Here is a 23,950-nt window from a genome sequence, read left to right as displayed (position 1 = left end):
AACCTTCTTTCGCTTTTCACGAGTTAAAGGTATCACGAGTAATTAAAAGATGTAAAGCTTTTCAGGAATTCAGGTTGAATGTGAAAACCTTTTCGGTGGTAGTTGTCCCATAATAAGATCAAGGAGGTCGTCACTTATGTCCATATACACTTGTACCTTGAATTTAGCTATTGATCTATTTATTGAAACGGATACTATGGAGCCTTTTACTGTAAACCGAACAAAGGATGATGATATCCAAGCCAATGGAAAAGGAGTCAATGTTTCATTGATCCTAAAAATGCTGGGGGTTGATACGACTGCACTAGGTTTTCGTGCTGGGTTTACTGGGAACTATATAGAAGATTATTTACAGGAAAAGGAAATCAGCACTGATTTTATTGAAGTTCCTGGGATGACCCGAATCAATGTGTTTACTCAAGTCAATCAAACAAAGGAGGAATACAAATTAGTCAATCAAGGACCGGAGATTCCGCCGGAAAAGGTCGAAGCCTTCTTGAATCAAATCAGAAGTTTGCAGTCAGAGGACTATCTCTGTATCTCAGGGAGTCTGCCACGAGGGATGGAGCCAAATATTTTAGTTGATATTAGTCAGATTTGTCAGGAACGCGGAGTACATTTGATTATTGACAGCAGCTACAAGGAGGTTATGGACTGTTTGCCTTATGGACCATTTTTATTGAAGCCAAACGAAGAAGAGTTAGCTTCCTGGTTTGATGAGAGGATTAATTCAGAAGAAGCTTATTTATTCTATGGACAGCAATTATTAGAGGCAGGCGCACAAAATGTACTGTTATCACTCGGTAATGGAGGAGCAATCTTTTTCAGTCGAGACAGGATTATTCGCGGAAATTCGCCAAAAGGTAAAGTAGTCAATACGGCCTGTGCTGGAGATACTTTACTAGGAACCTTTTTGGCTGGTTATTTAACAAAGCAGCCGTTGGAAGAGACGTTACGCAAAAGTTTAGCCGCAGGAAGTTCTACGGCATTTCGCAAGGGTCTGACTGATTTTTCGGATGTAAACGAATTAAGTAAACAAATTGAAATCAATGAAGAGGGGTTAAAAACATGGGAAATTATCAATTAATCGCAGCAACAGGTTGCCCGACAGGTATTGCTCACACGTATATGGCACAAGAAGCATTGGAACAAGCGGCTAAGAAAAAAGGCGTGACCATCAAAGTCGAGACCCATGGTCAGATCGGGATTGAAAATGAACTGACTGCTGAAGAAATCAAACACGCAGATGCGGTTATTATCGCAGCAGACAAGGATGTTCATCCAGAACGATTTGCTGGAAAACGAATTATTGATGTGTCGGTCAGCACCGGAATCAAGGACGCGGAACGTTTAATTGATGATGCTTTGGCTGGAAAAGGCTCAGTAGCAGCAGAGAATCAAGCAGTGGACGCTTTAGAAGAAGAGACAGGAAACAACACGAGTTTTGGTCGCAGCATTTATAAAAATTTGATGAATGGTGTTTCCCACATGCTGCCGTTCGTAGTAGCAGGCGGTGTTTTGATCGCAATCTCATTTGCTGTTTGGGGAATTTATTCCTTCGATCCAGAGAATGCACAATATAATGCAACGGCCGCGATGTTGAAAAGTGTTGGTGATGCAGCAATGGGCATGATGGTTCCTGTTCTGGCAGCTTATATCGCAGAAGGAATCGCTAAACGTCCGGGGTTAGTAGTCGGTTTTGTCGGCGGAATTGTTGCAACCAATGGCGGGACCGGGTTTCTAGGCGGAATTTTGGCTGGGTTTCTCGCTGGTTACTTGATCTTACTCCTGCAAAAAGTGATGGCAGGCTTACCAAAACAGCTTGATGGCTTAAAAGCGATTTTCTTATATCCGGTCATTGGAGTTGCAGTGATTGGTATCATCATGTCGCTATTGGCTGATCCAATGAAAGCTGTCAACGAAGGGATGATGAGCTTCTTAGCAGGCTTTGAAAATTCAAATCCGTTAATTTTAGGCGTGATTGTTGGCTGTATGAGTGCCTTTGATATGGGGGGACCGGTCAATAAAGCAGCATATGTTACGGGAACAGCGTTATTAGCGCAAGGCAATACGACGTTCATGGCTGGTGTGTCAGCAGCTTGTATCGCACCGCCGCTGATTACAGGCTTCGCGACATTATTCTTTGGAAAATATTTTGATACAAATGATCGTAATGCCGGATTGGTTAACTTTATCTTAGGATCTACGCATATTACTGAGGGAGCGATTCCTTTTGCGGCAAAAGATCCGATTCGTGTATTGCCGACAATGATGCTAGGCTCATCAATTGCCGCTGTTCTTACCTATATGTTTGGTGTACAGGTACCAGCACCTCATGGCGGCTTCTTAGTGTTGCCAGTTGTAACAGGGAAAATTCAATGGGTCGCTTCGATTTTGATTGGTGCCCTTGTCGGTGGTGTGATCTTAGGCCTGATCCAAAAGAGCAGTGTGGCTAAAAAAGAAAAGCAAGCGGCAGAACAGGTAGAAAAATCAGCAGTGGCTAAGTAAAGGAGCATATGATGGGGATCATTCAAGAAGAGAAAATATTTTTGAACCAGCCTTTAGCAACACAAAAAGAAGTCTTTGAATTTTTAGCCAAGCAAGCGGTGCAGACAGGTATCTCAGCACATGAGAAGCACGTCTATCAAAGACTAGTGGAAAGAGAAAACGAAGGAACTACCGGAATGATGGACGGCTTTGCCATTCCACATGCGAAAGATCAGTCAATCGGTGAGCCAAGTATTCTCATTGTTACCTTAGATCAAGGAACCGAATGGAATAGTTTAGATGGACAATTGATTGATTTTGTCATTGCGCTATTTATTCCAGATTCAGAAGCTGGAACTACGCACTTGAAATTATTATCCGCGGTCGCACGACTACTGATGCGCAGTGAAGTGACTGAAAAACTAAAAACCGCACAATCAAAAACAGAAATCGCGACACTATTAAATGAAAAAATAGGTGAAAATGAATGAAGACAATCAGTGCAGAAAAGAAAAGATATCTCGATCAGCTAACGAATGAGAATGGCATTATCGGTGCTTTGGCGATTGATCAGCGAGGCGCTTTGAAGAAAATGATCGGTAAATATAAGGAAGCGACAACGGATGATGTAATCAAATTCAAAGAATTGGTTTCTCAACAGCTCACACCTTATGCTTCAGCAATCTTGTTGGATCCGGAATATGGGTTGCCAGCAGCAGGAGTGCGTGACGCCGATTGCGGGTTGCTGCTGGCTTATGAAAAGACTGGCTATGATGCGACAACTCCGGGACGTTTACCAGATGTATTAAATGAGTGGTCCGTAAAACGTTTGAAAGAAGCTGGGGCAGATGCTTGTAAGTTCTTGCTTTATTATGATGTGGATGAGCCAGAGGAAATTAATGAACAAAAACGGGCCTATATGGAACGAATCGGATCAGAATGTACAGCAGAAGATCTTCCGTTTTTCTTGGAGATTGTTTCTTATGACGCAGCGATTCCGGATGCGACGTCATTGGAGTATGCCCAAATAAAACCACGTAAGGTGATTGGCGCGATGCAGGAATTTTCACAGGAACGTTATCAGGTCGATGTGTTGAAAGTAGAAGTACCGGTAAATATGAATTTTGTTGAAGGGTTCGGCGAAACCGTCTGCTATACACAAGCAGATGCAGCAGCGTATTTTAAAGAGCAATCTGATGCAACCGAGTTGCCATTCATTTTCTTGAGCGCGGGTGTCAGTGCCGAATTGTTCCAAGAAACGTTACGTTTTGCGAAACAATCAGGTTCAACCTTTAATGGCGTATTATGCGGCCGAGCAACTTGGGCGAATGGTGTCGAACCATTTGTGAAAGAGAACGAAGAAAAAGCAATTACTTGGTTATCCGAACAAGGAAGACAAAATATCATAGAATTAAATGAAGTTTTAAAAGAAACCGCAACCTCGGTTTATACAAAGGCATAAGTAAAAGGACTATCCAACACGGATAGTCCTTTTTAGTAGTTTATAAGGCTGTTTTTGCTAGTTCAATCTGCTTTTTGACTTGATCGAAGCCAGTTCCACCTAATGAATGGCGGCGCGTCACTGCTGTTTTTGAAGATAGCGTATCATAGATGTCTTCTTCGATCACCGGATTGATGGCTTGATATTCTTCTAATGGCACATCTTGTAGGTAGATGCCTTTTTGTGTACATTCCAAAACTAATTTTCCAACAATTTCGTGTGCTTGACGGAAAGGAATCCCTTTTGTCGCTAAATAATCCGCTAGTTCTGTCGCGTTTGAAAAATCTTTTTCCGTCGCGTCATGCATAATCTGAGTGTTGACGGTCATCGTATCGATCATTCCGGCCATGATGTCTAGACTTGTCGCTACGGTGTGGACTGTGTCAAACATGCCTTCCTTATCTTCTTGCAGATCTTTGTTATAAGCTAGCGGTAAGCCTTTAATTACGGTCAGCAAGCCAACTAAATCACCAAACACCCGTCCTGATTTGCCACGAATCAATTCCGCCATATCCGGATTTTTCTTCTGAGGCATGATGGAGCTGCCCGTTGAAAAGGTATCGGTCAGTTCGACAAATTTGAATTCATGACTGCACCAAAGAATGATTTCTTCACAGAAACGGGAAAGGTGCATCATCAGGATTGAGCTGTTGCTTAAAAATTCTAAAATGAAGTCACGATCACTGACGCCATCAAGGCTATTCATGTATAGATCATTGAAGCCTAATTCATCCGCGGTCATTTGACGATCGATCGGGAAAGTTGTGCCAGCTAATGCTGCGCAGCCTAAAGGAGAAATATCCACGCGTTTCATACTTTCTTCCAAACGCGCTTGGTCACGTGTCAGCATGCCATAATAAGCCATTAAGTGATGCCCAAAAGAAATTGGCTGTGCATGTTGCAGGTGAGTATAGCCGGGCATGATCGTTTCGACATGCTCTTCAGCTTTATTAACTAAAACTGCTCTGAAATGTTGAACCTTCTCAATAATCTCAGTTAGATGTTCCTTCAAATATAAATGCATATCAGTCGCAACCTGATCGTTTCGGCTACGAGCAGTGTGGAGCTTGCCAGCGACAGGTCCAATCTCATCGTGGAGCAATTTTTCTAAATTTAAATGAATGTCTTCATTTTCAATCGTAAAGGACAATTGGTTTTTTACTGCTTTTTCTGCCAATACTTTTAAGCCAGTCGTGATTTGCTGCGCTTCTTCTTTTGTGATGATGCCCGTTTCACCAAGCATCTTGACGTGCGCTAAACTGCCGGTAATATCTTGCGTCGCTAATTGCTGGTCAAAAGGAATCGAAGCGCCAAACGCATCGATCCACGCTTCATTTTTCCCATCAAAACGTCCGCCCCATAATTTCGCCATTGTTTTATCCTCACTTTTATCTACGAATTTTTAACAAAAAAGACCGTCGCAACGGTCTCTCTTTAATATCCAGCTTTACGAACTAGCTTTATCGGCAGTAAGCAAAAATCTCTCGAAATTTGGAAAGATTTTGGTCTTATTACTCAAAAGCTGAACGAGTTCTTAAAGCTTTTAGTTTAGGGAGGAGGCATCTTTTCAGATACCTCAGGATGAAAACATTGCTGGTTTCCTTATTTCCTAACCGGAAAAGAAACTCTCCTAAGAGCAATGGCAAGATGTGAAACCGGACGGCCTTATTTACCGGCAAGTAAAAGCCGCCTCACATCTGGTTTCTCTTGCACTTTCATGATTTTAAGTATTTCGGATTATACGGTTGTCTGCTTGTTTCCCGCTTGTACTTCAGCATTTACCTTAGTTGGTAAGCCCCATAATTTGATAAAGCCGATTGCTGCATCTTGATCGAACGTATCGGCAGACGTATAAGTCGCCAAGTTTTCGTTGTATAAGCTGTTGTCAGATTTACGACCTTCAACGATCACATTGCCTTTGAATAATTTCACACGCAGTACACCGTTCACGACTTCTTGTGATTGCTTCAAGAATGCAATCAAGGCATCCATCGTTGGATTGAACCACAGACCATCATAGATCATTTGACATAGTTGTTGTTCAATGACTGGTTTGAAATGAGCCATCTCGCGAACAAATACTAAATCCTCTAATTCTTTATGTGCCTTCATTAATACTTCTGCACCTGGGCATTCGTAAACTTCCCGAGATTTGATGCCGACCAGACGATTTTCAATATGGTCGATTCTGCCGATGCCATGAACACCTGCAAGAGTATTTAATTTCATGATCAAATTAGCTAATGATAATTTTTCTCCATCTAATGCTGTTGGTACACCTTTTTCAAACTCAATTTCAACAATTGTTGGTTTATCCGGTGTATCTTCTAATTCAGCAGTAATCGCATAAGCGCCTGCTGGCGGAGTTGCCCATGGATCTTCTAGGATGCCGCATTCGCAGGCGCGTCCCCATAAGTTTTGGTCAATCGAGTAAGGATTGTCCAAATCAGCAGGAATCGGTACTCCTTTTTCGGCTGCGTAATTGATTTCTTCTTCACGTGACCATTTCCATTCACGAACCGGCGCGATGATCTTCAAATTCGGATCAAGAGCGGCGATGGATACTTCAAAACGGACTTGGTCATTTCCTTTACCAGTACATCCGTGAGCAATCGTCGTTGCGCCCGTTTGGTGAGCCAATTCAACTAATTTCTTTGAAATCAATGGACGAGACAAAGCGGATACTAATGGGTAAGAATTTTCGTAGTATGTATTTCCTTGCAAAGCGACTAAAACAAAATCTTGCGAGAATTCTTCGCGAGCATCAATCGCATAAGATTCTGTTGCCCCAACCTGCAATGCTTTATTTTTAATAAATTCGGTGTCACGACCTTCGCCAATGTCCAAACAGCAGGCAATCACGTCGTAGCCTTCGTCGACGAGCCATTTGATTGAAACCGAAGTATCTAAACCACCTGAGTATGCTAAAATCACTTTTTCTTTCATCCTGATTGCTCCCTTATCGCTTTTTCATTAAATTCTAATTAATGTGTTGAAGTCATATTAGCATCGTAAAATACAAAAAGCAAGCACTTTTTAAATATTTATGCAAAATATTTTCAAAAATACGTTTCTTTATTCATTTAAGCCTGTATAAAAGAAAGGATTATGTATAGTAGAAGAAGTTAGATAAAATGAAAATATTTTGCGTTTTCAAAGAGAAAAACATTGACATGGCAAGGTTTAGCAAGTATTATGGTAAATGGTATTGTTTGCCCCACGAGAGCCCCGGAAACTCAAGTGTTTGTCAAACATTCGAAATCGAAATTGGAGGAAAAAAACGTGCGTACAACATATATGGCTAAGCCAGGCGAAGTAGAACGTAAATGGTACGTAGTAGACGCAACTGATGTTCCTTTAGGACGTCTTTCAACAGTTGTTGCATCAATGCTACGCGGAAAAAATAAACCAACATTCACACCACACATTGACACTGGTGATTTTGTAATTGTAATTAATGCAGATAAAGTTAAATTGACAGGTAAGAAAGCAACTGACAAGATTTACTACCGTCACTCAAACTTCCCTGGTGGATTGAAATCAATCTCAGCAGGCGAAATGCGTGCTAAAAATTCTCGCCGTTTGGTCGAAACTTCTGTTAAAGGTATGCTTCCTAAAAACACTTTAGGTCGCGCTCAAGGCATGAAACTTCACGTTTACGGTGGAGCAGAACATCCACATGCAGCACAACAACCAGAAGTCTTAGACATCACAAACTTAATTTAATAGGAGGGAAATTCATTGGCACAAGTTCAATATAGCGGCACAGGCCGTCGTAAAAATGCAGTTGCTCGCGTACGTTTAGTACCAGGAACTGGTAAAATTACTGTAAATAAAAAAGACGTTGAAGAATATATCCCACATGCTGACCTACGTTTAGTAATCAACCAACCATTTGGCGTTACTGAAACGACTGGTTCATATGATGTATTCGTAAACGTAAACGGTGGAGGCTACGCAGGTCAAGCCGGCGCTATCCGTCACGGTATCTCACGCGCTTTATTAGAAGTAGATCCTGATTTCCGTGCACCATTAAAACGCGCTGGATTGCTTACACGTGATTCACGTATGGTTGAACGTAAAAAACCAGGTCTTAAGAAAGCCCGTAAAGCTTCACAGTTCTCTAAGCGTTAATATTCGCTTTATATCAACGTTTCAGGCACTTTCCATTTTTTGGAAGGTGTCTTTTTTTGAGAGAATAGGTACGAAAAAAGGTACGAGTTTTTTTTATTGGCTGTTTTTAAGACCTAGATGTTTAACTGTAATAGCGTTCTTTATAGGTAAACGCCACGTTATTTTAATATGTTATTTTATTTTGCTTCTCTAGCTTCATTTAGACGTTTTTCAAATTTTTCATAAGTAGAAAGGTCGACAACATTCGGCGTATTTACATAGATTTCAGTTGTCTTGATATCAGAATGGGTTAGCGCTTGAGAGATTTGAGCCATTGTTGCACCGCCTTCACGAGCCAGTGTACTGAAGGTGTGTCTCAGTTTGTGTGGTGTCGTTTTGGTTAAGTCTGGATGTCTGTTTCGAATTAGCCTTAAACGATAGTTCAAATAATCGATATGGACAGGTACATTCAATTCACCTGAACGTTTAGCGAATGTAAAAAGGAATTGTTGTGCTGATTGCTTGGTGCCAATCTTCAATAGCTCCTCTTTTTGCTTTTTCTTCCAATCACTTAATAAATCGAATAAAAAGGGAGGTAGCTTGAACTTCGTGTTTTTCCGTCCCTTAGTTGCTTTTAAATTTCCAAATTTATCCTGACTTTGTACAACGGTGATATAACCATTCTCTAAATCAATGTGTTTCCACTGTAGGGCATATGATTCACTCTTACGGTCGCCTAAGTTGAGCGTCAGCATGAATAGAACATAATCCTGCATAATCAAGTCACCGTTCTCATAATCTTCATTGGCTGCATCCAACCATGCAATCAATTCCTCAGCAGTTAAAGCTTCACCGGCTAATTGACGTTCAGCCTTCAACTTTTGTTTCTTTGGATCACCTACATAACGCAAAGTTTTTTCAATACGATTGTATTCAATGTATTCCAAAAGTTCTGCGATATCAAACATTTGATTGACATAGCTCTTAAGGACTTTGATATTTGCGTAAGTTTGGGATTTTTGCATTAGTGATCGCATGACAAAATCTTTGTTGTCATTTAAGAATTTGATTGAATAATCTCCAAACATTGGTAGTAAGTGGAGTCGAAAGACATCTTTTGTATTGCTGACAGTCGTTGCTGTTGGAATCTGACGTGAACGTCCTGATGAGCCTGCAAGATACATATCTAACCAAACTGTTTCGTAGAAATCTTTAAACTTAATGTTTCCAGCTAGTTCAAATGATCTAGCGCTTTTTTCATTTAATACACGTTGAATTTTTTGATGAACTTCTCTCTCAGCATTTTCAGCTTCTTTTTTCGTTTTATACGTTTTGCGAAATCGCTGATTGGTAATACCAAGTATTTGCCGAACCTCTTTAGGATAAAACACCTCCACTTTATAACTTTTGCTTTTTAGTTTTGTAATTGCCATTTGTTCTCCTACTTTCTTTCATGCAAACCAGAACGTAGGATTGACTACGCTCTGATTATAAACCGCTCTCATTGATTAAAGCAATGTAGCCATTGATCGACAGCTTCTTTATCGAAACGCACGACACCTTCGATAACGATTTTTGGCAGCCCTTGATTAACCCATTTATCCAGCGTGTTGTTCGCAATATGGAGATACTGACATGTTTCTTTTTTTGTGAGGTAGCGTTTATTCAATGATGCATCTTTACGCACCTGTTCAATTTGCTTTGAAAATATTGTATAAATAGTAGTGCTGAGTTCTTTAGTTTGTTCGTCACTTAATGTAATTTTGACTTCGTTCATCCAGTTTCCTCCCTGAAATTATGTGGGAGCACTGCATAATATGATATACTCAACTTGTCGAGGGTGGAGTACGGTGAACATTATTGTTTGCAGTGCTCTGCTTTTCCTTTTTTTCTTTTCTTAGTTTTTCCAATTTCCTTTCAATGACTCTTCTGTAAACTTTTATCTCTCCTTTAAATAATTCCGGATTTTCTCGAACAACCTCTAGCATTTTTACACCTTCTTTATTTATCTCTGTAGATTGTAGAATAAGTCCAAGTAAGTTCACGTGATAAATATTTCCGAATTCTTTGATTAGTTTTAACGAGGGTGCAACATTGTTCAATATCCAGTTGAAACTTTTTTCCAGTGTCATTGGATCATTTTCTAAACTCAATGTCACTTCTTCGTGATTGCCGACAAACTCATTCCATCGTTTATCGATTTTGACATTTGGGTCGTCTGGTGGACGATCGTAGAAACAGATGGTCTGATTGATCAAACCAAAGACCAGCGGTTCAAAGTTTTCAATCCTCAAAAGTTGTTGAGCTAATTTTTGAGCTTTCTCATGCCTTGTTCTAACTTCATAGCGATTAATAATCGGAGCTTCCTCTAATGGGATTCCTTTTTTTCTTCGCTGCTCATGATCCTTTTGATAAAAGCAGAAGTGCATGAGACTTTTTCGAGAGCCAAAGTAGAGCGTTGTTCCATGTGATCCCTGATTGGCAAAATCCTTTGATTGATAAACATCTCCTATTCGGAAAGTGGAGCGAAATTCACTGCGTTCGATTTTTTTTGCTAGTGTGGGAATATCTAAATAACCGTAATGGTCGTTGATGGCTAAGTCGATTCGAGTAAAATTTCCACCGAACTCAAAAACACGTTCGAAAAAATCATTCCACGATTCCTTTTTTCCCTTCAACCATCCAGCTAATAAGCGACATCCTGTTCCTTTTAGTTCAAAGAGCGTACCTTTTCCCTCATCTTCAGAGACTCTAATATCGATTGCCTTCAGCAAATTATAGCGCCCATTGTATCCAAGAGTTGTTGATTCATGATAAACCATATGACGCATACTGACGCCTAAAACTTTCTCGATCAACATTTCATAATCTGTCGAGAAAAAATGAATGGTTAGATAATCCACGATTCCATCGAGATGATCTTTCTGTTGCTTAGTAAGAAGGAAATCAAAGATTTGTTCGATTTTTTCGTCAGATAATTTTCTGTTTCCGGTCTCGAATTTAGCTAGGAGTGAGCGAGAGATTCCCACCTTGTCTGCTACTTGCTGTTGTGTCCAACCTTTGGCAAGACGAGTCTTCTTTACAGACTTTCCTAATTCTTCTTGGTTTAATCCATTCATAGTGACCTCCATTTCATATTCAGTTTTCAAAGAACGATATAGTACGAATTTAAGTACATATAAATGATACCGCGCGAATAGTTACGCGTCAATATAAAAAGTACGAAAAAAAGTACATTATTTGTTTGTGGTTTATTTAGTATTCTGTTATGATTTTGATAGCTAAAAGTTTGGAGCGATCGAAAATATGAAACCAGATGCGATTGAAGTAGGTATAAGAATCAAGAAAATAAGAACGGATTTAGGATACAGTATGTCACAATTTGGAGAATTAATTAGCGACTCTCCAAAAACGACTGTCAATAATTGGGAGCGGGGTATCAATCTGCCTAAAGAGGATAAGTTGAAGAAGATATCTCTTTTAGGGAAGGTTACAACGAATGAATTACTTTATGGAACACCAGAAGAGTTTATTTCGAAGATTATCGTTGAACATTTTCACATACAATTAAATCCTCTTTTTCTAAAACAAATCATTGTCTTTTTAGAGCAACAGAAAGTTGATTTATATGACGAGATGACGATCATCGAATTCGTTCAAGGAATCGTTGATTCTGGATTGCTGGTAGAACAGGAAAGTACATACTTGAGCTATACGACTATTCTCGGTTCTGATAACTTGTATATAGGTACGATAACGCAAAATAAAGAACCAACAGAACCTGCTTTTTTTGTCCATGTTGAGAAAGAAAAGAATAGTGTTCACTACTTACCTTATATATTTGCTGAAAACCAATCCGAATTATTTTATAGCGTGCCAGGATTGAATAAGCAACTAGATATAGATTATTTCACACGTCAATTCCCACTGTTAGACATTGAGTTAAATCAATCTACGATTGTCTACTATGGAATCAAAGAAAAAGAGAACGCAGCGAATATCATCGAATATCGCTATAATGATGAAGAGAAAATATTTGAAGTCGAACACAGTGAAAATGATTCTCTTATTTATGAGCCATTTAAAATCGAGACAGAAAAAACAGCTGCATATCTAAGTCAAAATCACTAATGATTAGTTAATAGATTATTTGTGACAAACTCTATCTGAAGAGACAATGAGAAATGTTGACATGCCAGTCTGTAATCGGATATTTTTAAGCTTTTATTGCTTATAGTTAGCCCCCTGTTAGAACGGGGCATGCATAGCGGCGCGCCGCTATGCAACAGGCAAAATCACCACGAAGGGTAGTTCGCCTTGGGGCGAAACCCTTCGTGGTGATTGCCTAGAGTAGTTAAGTTAAATAGAATGCTTACTATTAATTTTCTTGTGAATCTTGTGGTGTAGGATGTTCACCACCGCCCAACCATTTTCCTGTTGCGAGCCATAATTCATAGAAAAATAACCATTCAATTGCCCAAGGAATAAGGGTATCTTTTAACCATAATTTAGTGTTCCATTCATCCTTGATAGGATGATATAAGCAAATTCGAACTCTTTTTTTCTCTTTGTCTATATCATACTTATGTGGAAAGTTAGGATCATCTAATTTTTTTAAATCACCGTGTACCCAGACTTCACACTTTCCGAATTTTTCGAGAATAAATTCAGTTTGATACTTTCTGGATAGTTCGGTTGGCTGAAGAGTGAGAGATATGATCATATTTCTTTTTCCGAACTTTATGTTAGCTTCCGGGAAGACGGTTTTTATTGCTAAGTATTGCTGCGGGAGAGATTTTTTTGTGAGAAAAGTTCGTTTCATAAACTAGTCACTCCCGAAAAATGTATGATTTTTGACAGGAACAACAGAAGAACCTTTTGCGTTTGTTATGTGACCTTGCGGATTGATACCCAATTTTCCATTAATGCGATTATCTTGGATAGTATTTCCATATTCTTCGAAAGTATCTTGGACAACTTGTGAACCAAAATTTTCAGTCATGCGATTTTTTAATGAATCAAGTCCATCAATAAAGTTCAATGGGTCTTCAACAATATCTTTTTTTGCCTTCTTTAACCAACTAAAAAATGCGTCTTGTCGTTTTGGCTCTGTAATCCAACGATCTGCGAAGTTTTCTTGCCGTAAAGTTGGATTTAATACTTGGAGTTCGCCATACTCATTTCTAGTGATAGAACTTTCCATATTTTCTAAAATATTACACACAGCATCATAAACGTTATTCTCACCATTGTATGCTCGAGCAGCAAGCGTGTTGATTATGATAGAGGCTGGTCTATGCTTCTTACCTTCGAACATAATGTCTCGATGTCGTTTTAGTATTTGGATAGCCATTTGAAGAGGGGTTCTAAGGTTATACAACCGAATTTTTTCGACTTCCATTTTTCTAATCTCAGCATAATTTTGCAAAGCCTCAGTGTAGACATGACGCATTTTACGCGTAAACCAGTCGAGATAGCCCTTGGGATCGCTGATTCCGTTTCCATAGACGTTTTTTTCTATCTTTTCGGTGATCCTAATTGCTGTAGATGTTTCAACGGACAATTTTGGTGTGCAAGGAAGCACATCCATATGAAAGTCAGCATAGTTTAGAGTCCAACAACGTTTTCCTTCTGGATCCATCATTTGAAAATATCTTGAGCTTTCCTTCAATCGTTTGCCAACTATTTGTTTTACTTCTGCATCACTAAGATTGTTCCCGTTTGTTAATTGACATACTAGGTCAACGTCATATTCGCCATTTTTATCGGAACTTAAAGGCTTAATCATTGTTCCAAGAGCCATTGATCCTTGTGGGAAAATTTTTATATCTAAATCTTCCTCTAAGTTTCCGAGATAATTACCTACAGCTTCATAAGATGATACTATTTCTTGGGTCGTTGTATCGGATACGTTTAACGAATTAGCAAGTGCTTGATAAATTCGTTTTAATGTTTCGTGTGATATATGGTGCATTTCTTTTCCTCCCTAACAGGTAGTAATATATTTTGCGTGTTCGCCAATTTTAACTGCTTGCCCATTAATATAGGTGTTTTTTGTATCAATATCATTTTGCGAAGCCCAAAAAAATTTGCTGTTACCCGCGGCATTTTTTTTAAGTTTTTCCATTAGTCTTTCTGGTAGAGTGACTTTAAACACATCGTAGGAAAGAAATTCATCCATCTTGAAATAAGGGCTGTATCGTAATCCAGTTTCTTTTGTGTTTATATACTCAAACCTTATATCTTTTAAATCTTCTATATCTAAGAGTCCAGGCTCTATTATTTCTTCAATAAATTCTCGTATTACTGTAATTTCGCGGTTTTTTCGAGTCTTAAACCATTCTAAAATTTTCATAACATTCTTCGCGGGCGCTTCAATTCTAAGATCTGCTTCTTCAAAGAAATGTTCATTTGATTCGTCAGACACTTCTAAATCTTGCTTAACGTTGTTAAAAGTATCATAATACTTGTACACTCCGCCGATTGGCTGATATTGTTGGATTCGTTTTCCATGAATCAACAGAAACTTTCCATTATCTTTTATCTGAAAAAGATAAGAAAGGCTCATTCTTACCTTTTTGTTTCCGAGGCGCCATGCTTTAAAACGAGTTCTGATTTGTTTTCGTCTTGCTACAATATAGGTTAAGACACTACCAACTACAAAGCTGATAATATTCGATAATAATTGATCAATGATATAGGTCATTTTTCCTCCTGCTTATTGTCAAACAAAGTATATTAACCTGTTCTAATCATGGTATACTTTTTGACAGGGTTGCTAATTTTTGATTTAATACAAGTAAATGATATCATCTATTTTTAAAAAATGCAATTTTTTAAAAATAGAAAACGGAGGAAATAGATTGAAATACGAAAAATTAAGGATTTTGTCTTATGACGGTGATATTGAAGAAGAATATGAAAAAAGATTTAATTCCTATACAACAATTAAGACCAGTATTCGAATTCATCCTTTCTTGAAGGGGGAACGTATATCTGATGAGACACTTGAATTATTTTATCTTCCACTTCCTAAATTATTGAAAAAGGAGGAAGAGATTAGATATAATTCTGAGAAACTCAAGAGTTTGAACGCTCATCTACCTGGTGTTGCACAGTTCAATATAGTTGTATCGAATATAGCAGATGAGATTCAAAGTACAAATGAAACAGAAGGAATTGAAAGCTCGAAGACTGAGATAAGCGAAACAATACTAAGTAGAGAAAAAAAGACGAGATCTAACAAACGATTCCGAGGGATCGTGAATATGTATATGAATCTTTTAGATGAAGGAAACTATTTATCAATTAATGAACCAAAAGATTTTAGAAGTGTTTACGATTCTTTGTTTGATGACGAAAAGGATATCTCCGAATGGCCTGATGGGAAATTTTTTAGAGAATCTCCGGTATCTTTAAAAAGGAAAAAGGACGATAGTATTGCGCATATAGGTGACGCAAATGAACAGGAAATTACTAATAATCTTGAAAAATTAGTTTTTTTCATGAATTCAAAAGACTATCCATACCTAGAAAAATGTATTATAGCTCATTACTATTTAGAATATATCCATCCTTTCTACGATGGAAACGGAAGACTGGGTAGATACATAATGTCCTCATACTTATCTCGCAAACTTGATCTATTCACAGGTGTTTCAATATCAAACTCAATTAATAAGAATAGAGAAAAATATTATGCGTCACTTCTTGAAGTTTCAAATCCACGCAATAAAGGTGAGGTTACTCATTTACTTGATGATATTTTGGAGATTATCCTTGAAGGACAAAAGGCATCACTTGAACAACTTGAAGAAGCTACAGCTAAGATGAATGTATTGGATAACTACCTTAAAACGCTTAAAAATCTATCTGAAGATGAGGTCAATGTCTTATATGGATATTTACAAGATTACGTATTTGCTAGTGATCGAAATCTAGAAGATTCAGAAATAGCAAATTTCCAAAACTATTCAAGATATAAAATGAATCAATATTTGACTAAACTGACGGATTTAGGATATTTAGTTAAAGTAAAACAGAAGCCAGCAGTTCATCAACTATCTAATTTAGTTCTTGATAAAATTGAGTTATAGGATTCGGTAATATTTGGATCTGATTTCGGTACTAGTAGAGTTTGGATAAAATACAAACAAGAACATTTATATTAATCTTGTATGATGTTTTTTAACTTTTCTCTACGTCAAATTTAACCACGAGGTTAAAATCTTAAAACATGATATAATGTATCCTATTAAGCAATCTAAAAGGGGTTGAGAGACATGTCTGATTATAAATACTCGGTAAAAAATACGACTAAAATCGAGCGTGAGAAGCTCCGTAATGTTGCTTTGAGTTATTCAACTTTAGATGCTGCAGAACCTTCAGATGATACCATGAAGTTAGTGGAAGAATATGTGGCAGGTAACATGGAAATTGCGGATGCTTTAGAAACGGTTATTGAAAAATACCGGGCAATGGGTTTAAAAAATGCTTGATCCTTATTTGATTCCAGATACTGATGTCTTGCATAATAAACTGGGTATAGCGGATAAGGATCTTCTTGAAAAAGCTGAAGCGGATATCACGTATTTAAAATTGTTAGATATTGACGCTTGGTGCCACTCAACTACGAAACATTTCTTGAAGTTCATAAATATATTTTTGGTGATTTATATGAGTGGGCAGGTCGGATCAGAACGATTGATATCTATAAAGAAGAAGCTGTTCTGGGCGGCGTGTCGTTAACATACGGTGAAATCTCATCAATTCAGCTTCAAATTGAAACGATTATTGATGATCTGAACCAAGTAGAATGGTCTGATATTAGTGTGGAAGATATGATTCCGTTGTTCTCAGACTTGATTGCTCGACTATGGTTAATTCATCCGTTTAGAGAAGGGAATACTCGAACGGTTATGCGCTTTGCCGGTCTTTTTGCAAATGCTAAAGGATTTCCGTTGAACTCAAAACTTTTACGAGATCATGCCAGCTATGTAAGAAAGTCATTGGTTTTATATTGTGTTGATGAAGCACCTGAAAAGGAATATTTCTTAAAAATCATGACAGATGCAATCAATGATTTTTAGTTATATTATAAAAGTAGTCATGTTCTGGTTTGCAAATGATTTCTAGGTACGTTTTTAGGTACGAATACTGTAAAATTGATTGAAATTCATTGATTTAGCATTTTTAGAAAATCGCTAATTAATATTGGTATTACAACGAATTTTCAAATTTGTGTTATTTTATGTGCGGAACCAGGTCTTAAGAAAGCACGTAAAGCTTCACAATTCTCAAAACGTTAATTCGTTTATACAGAAAATCAAAAGCCACTTTCCAAATTTTGGAGAGTGGCTTTTTAGTTGCGATTTTTATGTGGTAAGTGCAACCCTTAAAAGACGCATAAAAAATTCTGATAGCGATGTTTTCGCGGTACTTATTGTGAGGAATTGATATCACATGGCTTTTATTTGAAACTTTAGACGAAAAAATGATAGGACTAAAATGATTTTTTAACATTAAAGCCAGTCATTAACTTTCTGCTGTTATTTTGTCAAGACACAAGTAAAGATATAATTGGATATATTCTTTAAATCGCTTGTTAAATGATTGATAGAAATGGGAAGAGTGTCTTTTCTTTCTTGATTTAACAAGCAGCGTTCGCACACAATAAAGCAGTTGATATTGAAAAATAATTCTGGTATCTCGTCAATAGAATAATAAATTTCATCGCTAATAAAAAAATAATTTTCAGAAATGATCTTGCTGATATTCTTTCTGAATAGCATATGGGAGTACTCGTCTTTAGAAACAATAATGATGGGAATCTTCTTTTTTTCACCTTTTTTCAGAATAGGCATGACTAAGTGACAAAATTGTAAAATGATTGATTCGGACATAGTTATATTTTCTGAAATTTTATCTTTTAGCCAAGTACGAATAATCTTGCTAATTTTATCTCTGATAACACAATCTTTACAATCGGTGAAATAGTACTGATTAAGTAAAAATTCATTGATTCCTAAAGTGGTGGTATACACAAGATCCATTAACGGCTTTTCAAATTCAATCTCCCCTAACAGATTCATTTCGAAAGCTGACTCGAAATTTCGGATCAGCTCTACGACTGGAGGATACCTTTTAATTAGCCGATTTCGATAATATTGGTAATCTACTTCGATCAATTGATAGTTTTCCGGATTGTAGGGCAGGTTTTTGTAGACAAAGGAAATAAAGGCAGTGTTCTCATCATCTATTTCGAAACCTTGTCGCGAAAAACATGCTTTAATACTGTTGAAAATAATGCCAGTCTTTAAAAAGTTGATTGTTTCATTATCTATGGATAATTGATCATTTCTTTTTAAGGTCATAAATACAGCATATTGTAAGTAGTGCAAACTCTTCTTGCTGAATCGATTTTTCAACAAGACACTTAAATCGTGTGCCACTTGTTCAGATTTAAGAAATAAGGGATCATTTTCTAATTCATTGATACCGATGCCCCTCATCCAGAGAGCTAAGTAAATATACCTTACCTTTAATTTGTTTTCAAAGGCTATTTTTGTATTTGAGTTGCTTCCTAATGCTTGTCTAAAATACCTTTCTGCTTTCTTTTTCAAATTGAAAACTTTCGTCACGGATATAAATTCTTCTTCCGCGATCGAAGTATAACTATCTGCTAATAGGCAACGATAACAGACCTTTAAGAAAAGCGAGTCTGAGTACAATTTACGCACTAAATCATAACAGATAGTAGTTGGTTTAAAGTTAAATGTTAGCTGAGATCGAGAAATAGAATAGGAAGTAAGTTCGTTTTCTAATGTTGAAGCAATTTTATGACAATCCTTTTTGATCGTGTTAAAGCTAACATTCATATTGTTTGCAAGCTCCCCAATTTTTACCTGCCTGCATTCATATAATACATAAGTAATTTTAACTCTGCGGAGAATATCTTTTTCTATGAAGCTATCTATCAATTGAAAGTCTCCTTACCTTATTAAGCTTAGTATAATTTCAATTTATATGTTGGTTCTCCTCGCTTTTTAGTTCATATATTTCTCTAATTCAAAAAATAGCAAATCACCTAAAAAATATCCTTTGTTCCAAGTTGTAATCAATTCTCCTTCAGGGAAGTGGTTTGCGGTAAGCTTCTTTTTAATTCGATTCGTTAAATTGGAAAGTTGGCATAGGTTTGATTTTGTAGCTTCTGTTTCCCAAATTAAGGAGCATAATTTATCCCGAGATAATACTGTTTCATTTTTTTGATAATGGTACAAATGATATAAGAATTTTTTTTCATTTGATGAAAGACTAAAAAAGAATAATTCGGCGTTCTTCTTGTCTCTTTCGCTGTTGCTGTTTTCCAATGTAGGAGTGTTGGTTGTGCCTCCGTGTGTCAGTTTCGCAATTTTTTCAATGATGCTTATGTCGGTTTCTTTTGGTTCAATCCATTCGTCAATTTCATCAATTAGGTAGGGAAACTCCGATTTTTTTAAGTCTTCTTTTTGTCCCTTTCTTATAATTGCCAGTCCGTTCTTCTTGAAAGAAGCATAGTGCTTTGAAATGTCTAAAGTCGAAATAGTATCACTAAAAATGACTACTGAAAAATACTTAATAATCTGAGGAGAGAATTGCGCATCAAACATTAGGTCGAAGGAGCAATACACCTCATCGTTTGAACGTTGAAGAATAGTTTGTAACTCTTGCTCTGCTAATAAATTTTTCGTTATGATTAATATTCTTGCCATAATTTTCACTCCTATTAGTTAATCAATGAGCTTTATTTTTTATTACTGCAAAAATACATTACCAAAAAACGATAAAATGTTTTTTCTTTCTTTTTATTTTTTTAAATCGGAAAATTAAATTTTGAATAAAATTTATTTAATTATCGAAATATACTGTGTAAATTTCTGTTACTTATAAAGACGATATAGTTTTTGGTGTACTTTTTTATTACCTAAAGCATTCTATACACTTGAATTTTGTGGTTCATTTTCTGAATGGTTAATTTGAAATGATTACGAGTGTGAGCAGGTATTTCTAAACAATGACGACTCCTTAGTTAAACGATAAAAAATGAGACTATTTTCTAATTGAGCTTCTGAAAATGTTAAAATTAAAGGACTCAACCAACAGTTGAGTTTGAATTTTGGGATAACAACAGATGGTTTATTGTCTATTAGGATACGGGAGGGTATATTCATGGTAGAGATCGGAGCTAAAATCAAAGAATTGAGAGAAACGAAAAAAATGTCGCAAAAGGATTTGGCGGATTATCTGAATGTGACTCCGCAAGCTGTTTCTAAATGGGAACGAAATAAAAGTTATCCTGATTTAGATATGCTGGTGAAGCTGAGCAGTTTCTTTCAGGTATCAACAGATGAGCTTTTGGGAAAGTCAAAACCGTCATTTTTAGCTTCTTTCTTTTCTAAAATTAAAGGAGAAGAGGACATGGATAAGTCGATCGAGATCAAAAAGTATCCTGAAGGAAAAGTGCCTAAAGCAGTAAGTATTGATAATATGTCTGGTTTTTTACGGATTACCTTCGATAATGGGGAGGTACGGTTTTTAAGGTCTCATTTTTTTGAAGGGATGTTGGATGTCTTTACACCGAAAAAAAAGAAAACGAACCAACGTCTATTTGGGTTTGGTAAATATACTTCCTATCATTGGATTGGATCTGAGTTTGAGTTTAAGGAGTCCGGCGAAGTGATTCTAAATGGTACGGATTCGTATTCGCCGGAAGAGCTTTGGTATGATAGTAAAGAGCATATTAATGAAATTCCCTATCCTTAGCCTGAGCTGAGGATAGGTTTTGTGTTTGTAATTTGCATTTTTGCTTCTTCCAGCAAACCTTAGTATAATGACGTTGTTTTGATATTTAGGAGGAAGTATACATAATGAATAATAATTTTTGGGCAGAGCTGCCGAGGCCCTTTTTTATCTTGGCACCGATGGAAGATGTGACGGATGTGGTATTTCGTCATGTGGTAAAAGAAGCGGGAGCTCCGGATGTATTTTTTACCGAGTTTACGAATTCCGATAGTTTTTGCCATCCAGATGGGATTGAAAGTGTTCGAGGACGACTCGCTTTCACGGAGGATGAACAGCCGATGGTCGCACATATCTGGGGAGATAAACCAGAATTTTTCCGTGAGATGAGCATCGCGTTGGCGGATATGGGCTTTAAAGGGATTGATTTGAATATGGGGTGTCCTGTCCCAAATGTGGCAGAGCGCGGCAAAGGCAGCGGGTTGATTTTACGTCCAGATGTTGCAGCGGAATTGATTGAAGCGGCCAAAGCGGGTGGTTTGCCAGTCAGTGTGAAGACGCGGCTTGGGTTTACGGAACTTGCTGAGATGGAAAACTGGATCAGTCATTTATTGAGGCAGGATATTGCTAATCTTTCTGTCCACATGCGGACAAGAAAAGAGATGAGTAAGGTTGAGGCGCATTGGGAATTAATCCCAAGAATTGTAGAGCTTCGTGATCAGATTGCCCCGCAAACATTGATTACGATTAATGGGGATATTTTAGACCGCCAGATGGGATTGGAACTTGCAGAAAAATACGGCGTGGATGGGTTAATGATCGGACGTGGAATATTCAAAAATCCTTATGCTTTTGAGAAGGAATCGAAAGAGCATTCGCCACAAGAGCTGATTGGCTTGCTGCGATTACAACTAGATCTACAGGATAAATATGCAGATCAGGTTCCACGCTCGATTGTTGGGTTGCACCGCTTCTTCAAAATCTACGTTAAAGGCTTCCCAGGAGCAAATGACTTGCGAGTGAGCTTGATGAATACGAAGTCAACAGCGGAGGTTCGAGAGATTTTAGCAAATTTTGAGAATCAGCATGAAGATGTTCTTTAAAATAGGCTGATGTTGAAAAACACTGTGAGAAACTTCTCGCAGTGTTTTTATTTTGTGCTGTCGATAATTTGGCTAACGTGTGTCAAAAGTCTTTGGAGTTTGTTGATTTCATCGGTATTGTGAGAGAGGTAGTAATAGTGTTTGGTCCCTTCGCTGCGATAGTCAATCAGTTTTGCTTGTCTTAAAATTTTCAAATGATGAGAAACGGCTGGGCGAGAGAGCTTGGTTGTATCTGTTAAGTCGTTTACCCGCAGCCCTTTGCACGCTTTATCTTCTAATAACGCAATAATAATGGCTTGACGCTTTTCATCACCTAGTGCAATCAGAAAGTCGCTTATTTCGGAGAATTCACTTTGTAATTTTTTTAAATCAGACATAGTTGTATCACCTTTTGTTTATATTTTTAAACCATTGAAACATTGATGATTGAACTTGTCAATTTCTTTGTCAACTGAATTGACGAGAAATTGTACTATAATCTTTGATTAGAGATACAGATTCTAGTTGTAAAAAGAAAAACGACATTCTCAAAATGGAGCAGGATTTAAGAGTTTGGGTCTTCAGCTTGTTATAATGAAGGAAATGAATCAAAGGGTGAAAAAAATGATCGAAGTAAAACGAGGAGATATTTCTCAACTGGATAGCCAAGTAGATGCGATCGTGAATGCCGCGAATACTTCCTTAATTACCGGTGGTGGTGTCGATGGGGCGTTGAATCGGGCAGCGGGACCAGGATTGAAACAAGCGATGGCTGAAATCGGTGGAACGCCGACGGGTACAGCGGTGATAACCCCCGCATTTGGATTACCAGCGAAATATGTGATCCATGCGGTAGGCCCACGTTATATTGATGGGAAGCATGATGAGGAACGATTACTCTATTCAGCATACGAGGCTGTTTTTCAGTTAGCACGGGAGAACGCTATTGGAACGCTTGCGGTGCCGGTATTGAGTGCGGGTATTTACCGGTATCCGAAAGAAGCGGCGGCCCGTGTTTTATACAATGTTGCGAATCGGAGAGAAAATCAAAAAATCGATACTCAAGTGATCGTCTTTGATGATACTTGGCTATCCATTTTTACAAACATTCAGACGGACTATACGAATGAAAACGATTAAATTTTTTATCAGAAGTTCTATAAAATGGTAAACTAGTTTATAAATAAGTGAAAAGTGAGGCGAACAAATTGAAAGCTATCTCAATTCATCCTGAGCCAGTGATGGAAATTCTATTAGGCAAGAAGACTGAGGAGTATCGTTCTTGGACCACACATCATCGCGGGTCGCTGTTGATCTGCGCAACGGCGATTAAAACGCCCGGCTGCATCTCAGGACATGCCGTTTGTATTGTTGACTTGGTTGATGTGAAAAAATTAGCTGAAGATTCGTATGCATGGGTCTTTGAGAATGTTCGCTGTATCAAACCTTTTCCCATAAAAGGACAACGCCGTTTATATCATGTACCGGATGATCGAATTATCGAACCGGTTTCTGGTGAATTTAGAGTGGAAGATGGAGAAAAGGTTGTGACCGAAGAGTTTTGGGAAAATTACTATTTATCGTTGATTAACTAAAGAGTTATAAAAATACTGTGGGAATCTTAGCTTAAACGATAGAGATAAGTTCTTCGATACTAAGTAGAAGTTAGTTACTGGATTCATGTCGGGCACTTCGCTTAAAGATCAAAGGCATTTAACAGACAGAAAATGAATAGAGTAGGGAAAAGTAAGAGCTAGTTTAGCCCTTACTTTTTTATTTTTTGAAAAAAAATGGGCAAACGTATAAACAGAGTTTTTCATTATAAAATACTCAAAATTGATGATAATTTCGAGGAAATAAGGCATAAATTTGCTTTTTACGATTTTTTAAGTTGGCTTTAAACGAGTTTTTTTAAGTTTTTTATCTTTATTCAAAAAAATGCCATTTATTAATTGTGTATTTTGAATGATTTTGACTAAAAATTGCCATC

At 37.5% G+C, this 23,950-nt stretch carries 25 protein-coding genes; 14 read left to right on the top strand and 11 right to left on the bottom strand.

Annotation, left to right across the window (positions count from 1 at the left end):
* Nucleotides 1-136 precede the first annotated feature (136 nt).
* The 4 genes from pfkB to lacD are packed head-to-tail and all read left to right on the top strand — an operon-like array spanning nt 137 to nt 3,949.
* Complete coding sequence (pfkB, locus tag IGI44_RS16105; protein ID WP_438788826.1) at nt 137-1,087, top strand: 1-phosphofructokinase; 951 nt, start codon at nt 137-139, stop codon at nt 1,085-1,087.
* Complete coding sequence (locus tag IGI44_RS16100; RefSeq protein ID WP_438788825.1) at nt 1,069-2,508, top strand: PTS fructose transporter subunit IIC; 1,440 nt, start codon at nt 1,069-1,071, stop codon at nt 2,506-2,508. Before pfkB ends, IGI44_RS16100 begins: the two co-directional genes overlap by 19 nt.
* An 11-nt stretch (nt 2,509-2,519) precedes the next feature.
* The gene (locus tag IGI44_RS16095; protein ID WP_438788823.1) at nt 2,520-2,978 is read left to right on the top strand and encodes a fructose PTS transporter subunit IIA; all 459 of its coding nucleotides are present in this window, start codon (nt 2,520-2,522) and stop codon (nt 2,976-2,978) included.
* On the top strand, nt 2,975-3,949 hold the full coding sequence (gene lacD, locus IGI44_RS16090) for a tagatose-bisphosphate aldolase (protein ID WP_438788822.1): 975 nt from the start codon (nt 2,975-2,977) through the stop codon (nt 3,947-3,949). The genes IGI44_RS16095 and lacD overlap by 4 nt, the downstream gene beginning before the upstream one ends.
* A gap of 40 nt (nt 3,950-3,989) precedes the next feature.
* On the opposite strand, the gene argH is transcribed toward lacD, so the two are convergent.
* Both argH and IGI44_RS16080 read right to left on the bottom strand, forming a co-directional pair.
* Nucleotides 3,990-5,360, bottom strand: coding sequence for an argininosuccinate lyase (gene argH, locus IGI44_RS16085; protein ID WP_438788820.1), 1,371 nt, complete (start codon nt 5,358-5,360; stop codon nt 3,990-3,992).
* Nucleotides 5,361-5,725: 365 nt separating this feature from the next.
* Complete coding sequence (locus IGI44_RS16080) at nt 5,726-6,934, bottom strand: argininosuccinate synthase (protein WP_438788819.1); 1,209 nt, start codon at nt 6,932-6,934, stop codon at nt 5,726-5,728.
* A 351-nt stretch (nt 6,935-7,285) separates the two neighbouring features.
* Here IGI44_RS16080 and rplM point away from each other — a divergent pair, with 351 nt between their 5' ends.
* Both rplM and rpsI read left to right on the top strand, forming a co-directional pair.
* Nucleotides 7,286-7,714, top strand: coding sequence for a 50S ribosomal protein L13 (rplM, locus tag IGI44_RS16075; protein ID WP_438789010.1), 429 nt, complete (start codon nt 7,286-7,288; stop codon nt 7,712-7,714).
* A 15-nt stretch (nt 7,715-7,729) separates the two neighbouring features.
* Complete coding sequence (rpsI, locus tag IGI44_RS16070; protein ID WP_316405382.1) at nt 7,730-8,122, top strand: 30S ribosomal protein S9; 393 nt, start codon at nt 7,730-7,732, stop codon at nt 8,120-8,122.
* Nucleotides 8,123-8,298: 176 nt separating this feature from the next.
* Here rpsI and IGI44_RS16065 read toward each other — a convergent pair whose 3' ends face one another.
* From IGI44_RS16065 to IGI44_RS16055, 3 genes are all read right to left on the bottom strand, one after another.
* On the bottom strand, nt 8,299-9,534 hold the full coding sequence (locus IGI44_RS16065; RefSeq protein WP_438788817.1) for a tyrosine-type recombinase/integrase: 1,236 nt from the start codon (nt 9,532-9,534) through the stop codon (nt 8,299-8,301).
* A 68-nt stretch (nt 9,535-9,602) separates the two neighbouring features.
* Nucleotides 9,603-9,878 carry a helix-turn-helix transcriptional regulator gene (locus IGI44_RS16060; RefSeq protein WP_438788816.1) on the bottom strand — a complete coding sequence of 92 codons (276 nt, stop codon included), beginning with the start codon at nt 9,876-9,878 and terminating at the stop codon, nt 9,603-9,605.
* A 49-nt stretch (nt 9,879-9,927) separates the two neighbouring features.
* Nucleotides 9,928-11,220 (bottom strand): replication initiation factor domain-containing protein, encoded by a 1,293-nt coding sequence (locus tag IGI44_RS16055; RefSeq protein ID WP_438788814.1) that lies wholly within the window; start codon nt 11,218-11,220, stop codon nt 9,928-9,930.
* Between the two features lie 187 nt (nt 11,221-11,407).
* Here IGI44_RS16055 and IGI44_RS16050 point away from each other — a divergent pair, with 187 nt between their 5' ends.
* Nucleotides 11,408-12,232, top strand: coding sequence for a helix-turn-helix domain-containing protein (locus IGI44_RS16050; RefSeq protein ID WP_438788812.1), 825 nt, complete (start codon nt 11,408-11,410; stop codon nt 12,230-12,232).
* Between the two features lie 247 nt (nt 12,233-12,479).
* On the opposite strand, the gene IGI44_RS16045 is transcribed toward IGI44_RS16050, so the two are convergent.
* From IGI44_RS16045 to IGI44_RS16035, 3 genes are read right to left on the bottom strand one after another with little or no spacing between them, the layout of a single operon-like run.
* Nucleotides 12,480-12,923, bottom strand: a complete 444-nt coding sequence (locus IGI44_RS16045) for a hypothetical protein (protein WP_438788811.1) — start codon at nt 12,921-12,923, stop codon at nt 12,480-12,482.
* Nucleotides 12,924-12,926: 3 nt separating this feature from the next.
* Nucleotides 12,927-14,075 carry a nucleotidyltransferase domain-containing protein gene (locus IGI44_RS16040; RefSeq protein ID WP_438788810.1) on the bottom strand — a complete coding sequence of 383 codons (1,149 nt, stop codon included), beginning with the start codon at nt 14,073-14,075 and terminating at the stop codon, nt 12,927-12,929.
* A gap of 12 nt (nt 14,076-14,087) precedes the next feature.
* The gene (locus tag IGI44_RS16035) at nt 14,088-14,807 is read right to left on the bottom strand and encodes a hypothetical protein (protein ID WP_438788808.1); all 720 of its coding nucleotides are present in this window, start codon (nt 14,805-14,807) and stop codon (nt 14,088-14,090) included.
* Nucleotides 14,808-14,964: 157 nt separating this feature from the next.
* Here IGI44_RS16035 and IGI44_RS16030 point away from each other — a divergent pair, with 157 nt between their 5' ends.
* From IGI44_RS16030 to IGI44_RS16020, 3 genes are all read left to right on the top strand, one after another.
* Nucleotides 14,965-16,197, top strand: a complete 1,233-nt coding sequence (locus tag IGI44_RS16030) for a Fic family protein (RefSeq protein WP_438788807.1) — start codon at nt 14,965-14,967, stop codon at nt 16,195-16,197.
* Between the two features lie 186 nt (nt 16,198-16,383).
* On the top strand, nt 16,384-16,599 hold the full coding sequence (locus tag IGI44_RS16025) for a hypothetical protein (protein WP_104876116.1): 216 nt from the start codon (nt 16,384-16,386) through the stop codon (nt 16,597-16,599).
* 120 nt (nt 16,600-16,719) lie between these two features.
* The gene (locus IGI44_RS16020; protein WP_438788805.1) at nt 16,720-17,190 is read left to right on the top strand and encodes a Fic family protein; all 471 of its coding nucleotides are present in this window, start codon (nt 16,720-16,722) and stop codon (nt 17,188-17,190) included.
* A 459-nt stretch (nt 17,191-17,649) separates the two neighbouring features.
* On the opposite strand, the gene IGI44_RS16015 is transcribed toward IGI44_RS16020, so the two are convergent.
* Both IGI44_RS16015 and IGI44_RS16010 read right to left on the bottom strand, forming a co-directional pair.
* Complete coding sequence (locus tag IGI44_RS16015) at nt 17,650-19,080, bottom strand: helix-turn-helix domain-containing protein (protein ID WP_438788803.1); 1,431 nt, start codon at nt 19,078-19,080, stop codon at nt 17,650-17,652.
* 66 nt (nt 19,081-19,146) lie between these two features.
* The gene (locus IGI44_RS16010; RefSeq protein WP_438788802.1) at nt 19,147-19,851 is read right to left on the bottom strand and encodes a helix-turn-helix domain-containing protein; all 705 of its coding nucleotides are present in this window, start codon (nt 19,849-19,851) and stop codon (nt 19,147-19,149) included.
* A gap of 457 nt (nt 19,852-20,308) precedes the next feature.
* Here IGI44_RS16010 and IGI44_RS16005 point away from each other — a divergent pair, with 457 nt between their 5' ends.
* Together IGI44_RS16005 and IGI44_RS16000 are read left to right on the top strand one after the other, a co-directional pair.
* Nucleotides 20,309-20,902 carry a helix-turn-helix domain-containing protein gene (locus IGI44_RS16005; protein ID WP_438788800.1) on the top strand — a complete coding sequence of 198 codons (594 nt, stop codon included), beginning with the start codon at nt 20,309-20,311 and terminating at the stop codon, nt 20,900-20,902.
* A gap of 104 nt (nt 20,903-21,006) precedes the next feature.
* A complete protein-coding gene (locus tag IGI44_RS16000; RefSeq protein ID WP_438788799.1) occupies nt 21,007-21,981 on the top strand; it encodes a tRNA dihydrouridine synthase in 975 nt (324 codons plus the stop codon).
* A gap of 47 nt (nt 21,982-22,028) precedes the next feature.
* Here IGI44_RS16000 and IGI44_RS15995 read toward each other — a convergent pair whose 3' ends face one another.
* A complete protein-coding gene (locus tag IGI44_RS15995) occupies nt 22,029-22,358 on the bottom strand; it encodes an ArsR/SmtB family transcription factor (RefSeq protein ID WP_438788798.1) in 330 nt (109 codons plus the stop codon).
* A 226-nt stretch (nt 22,359-22,584) separates the two neighbouring features.
* On the opposite strand from IGI44_RS15995, the gene IGI44_RS15990 reads away from it, so the two are divergent.
* Both IGI44_RS15990 and IGI44_RS15985 read left to right on the top strand, forming a co-directional pair.
* On the top strand, nt 22,585-23,100 hold the full coding sequence (locus IGI44_RS15990; protein WP_438788797.1) for a macro domain-containing protein: 516 nt from the start codon (nt 22,585-22,587) through the stop codon (nt 23,098-23,100).
* Between the two features lie 68 nt (nt 23,101-23,168).
* On the top strand, nt 23,169-23,555 hold the full coding sequence (locus IGI44_RS15985) for an ASCH domain-containing protein (protein WP_438788795.1): 387 nt from the start codon (nt 23,169-23,171) through the stop codon (nt 23,553-23,555).
* Nucleotides 23,556-23,950 lie beyond the last annotated feature (395 nt).

It is taken from the genome of Enterococcus sp. DIV0756 (genome assembly GCF_051710745.1).
Classification (GTDB): domain Bacteria; phylum Bacillota; class Bacilli; order Lactobacillales; family Enterococcaceae; genus Enterococcus_A.
This window is presented reverse-complemented; position numbering and strand designations above follow the sequence as displayed.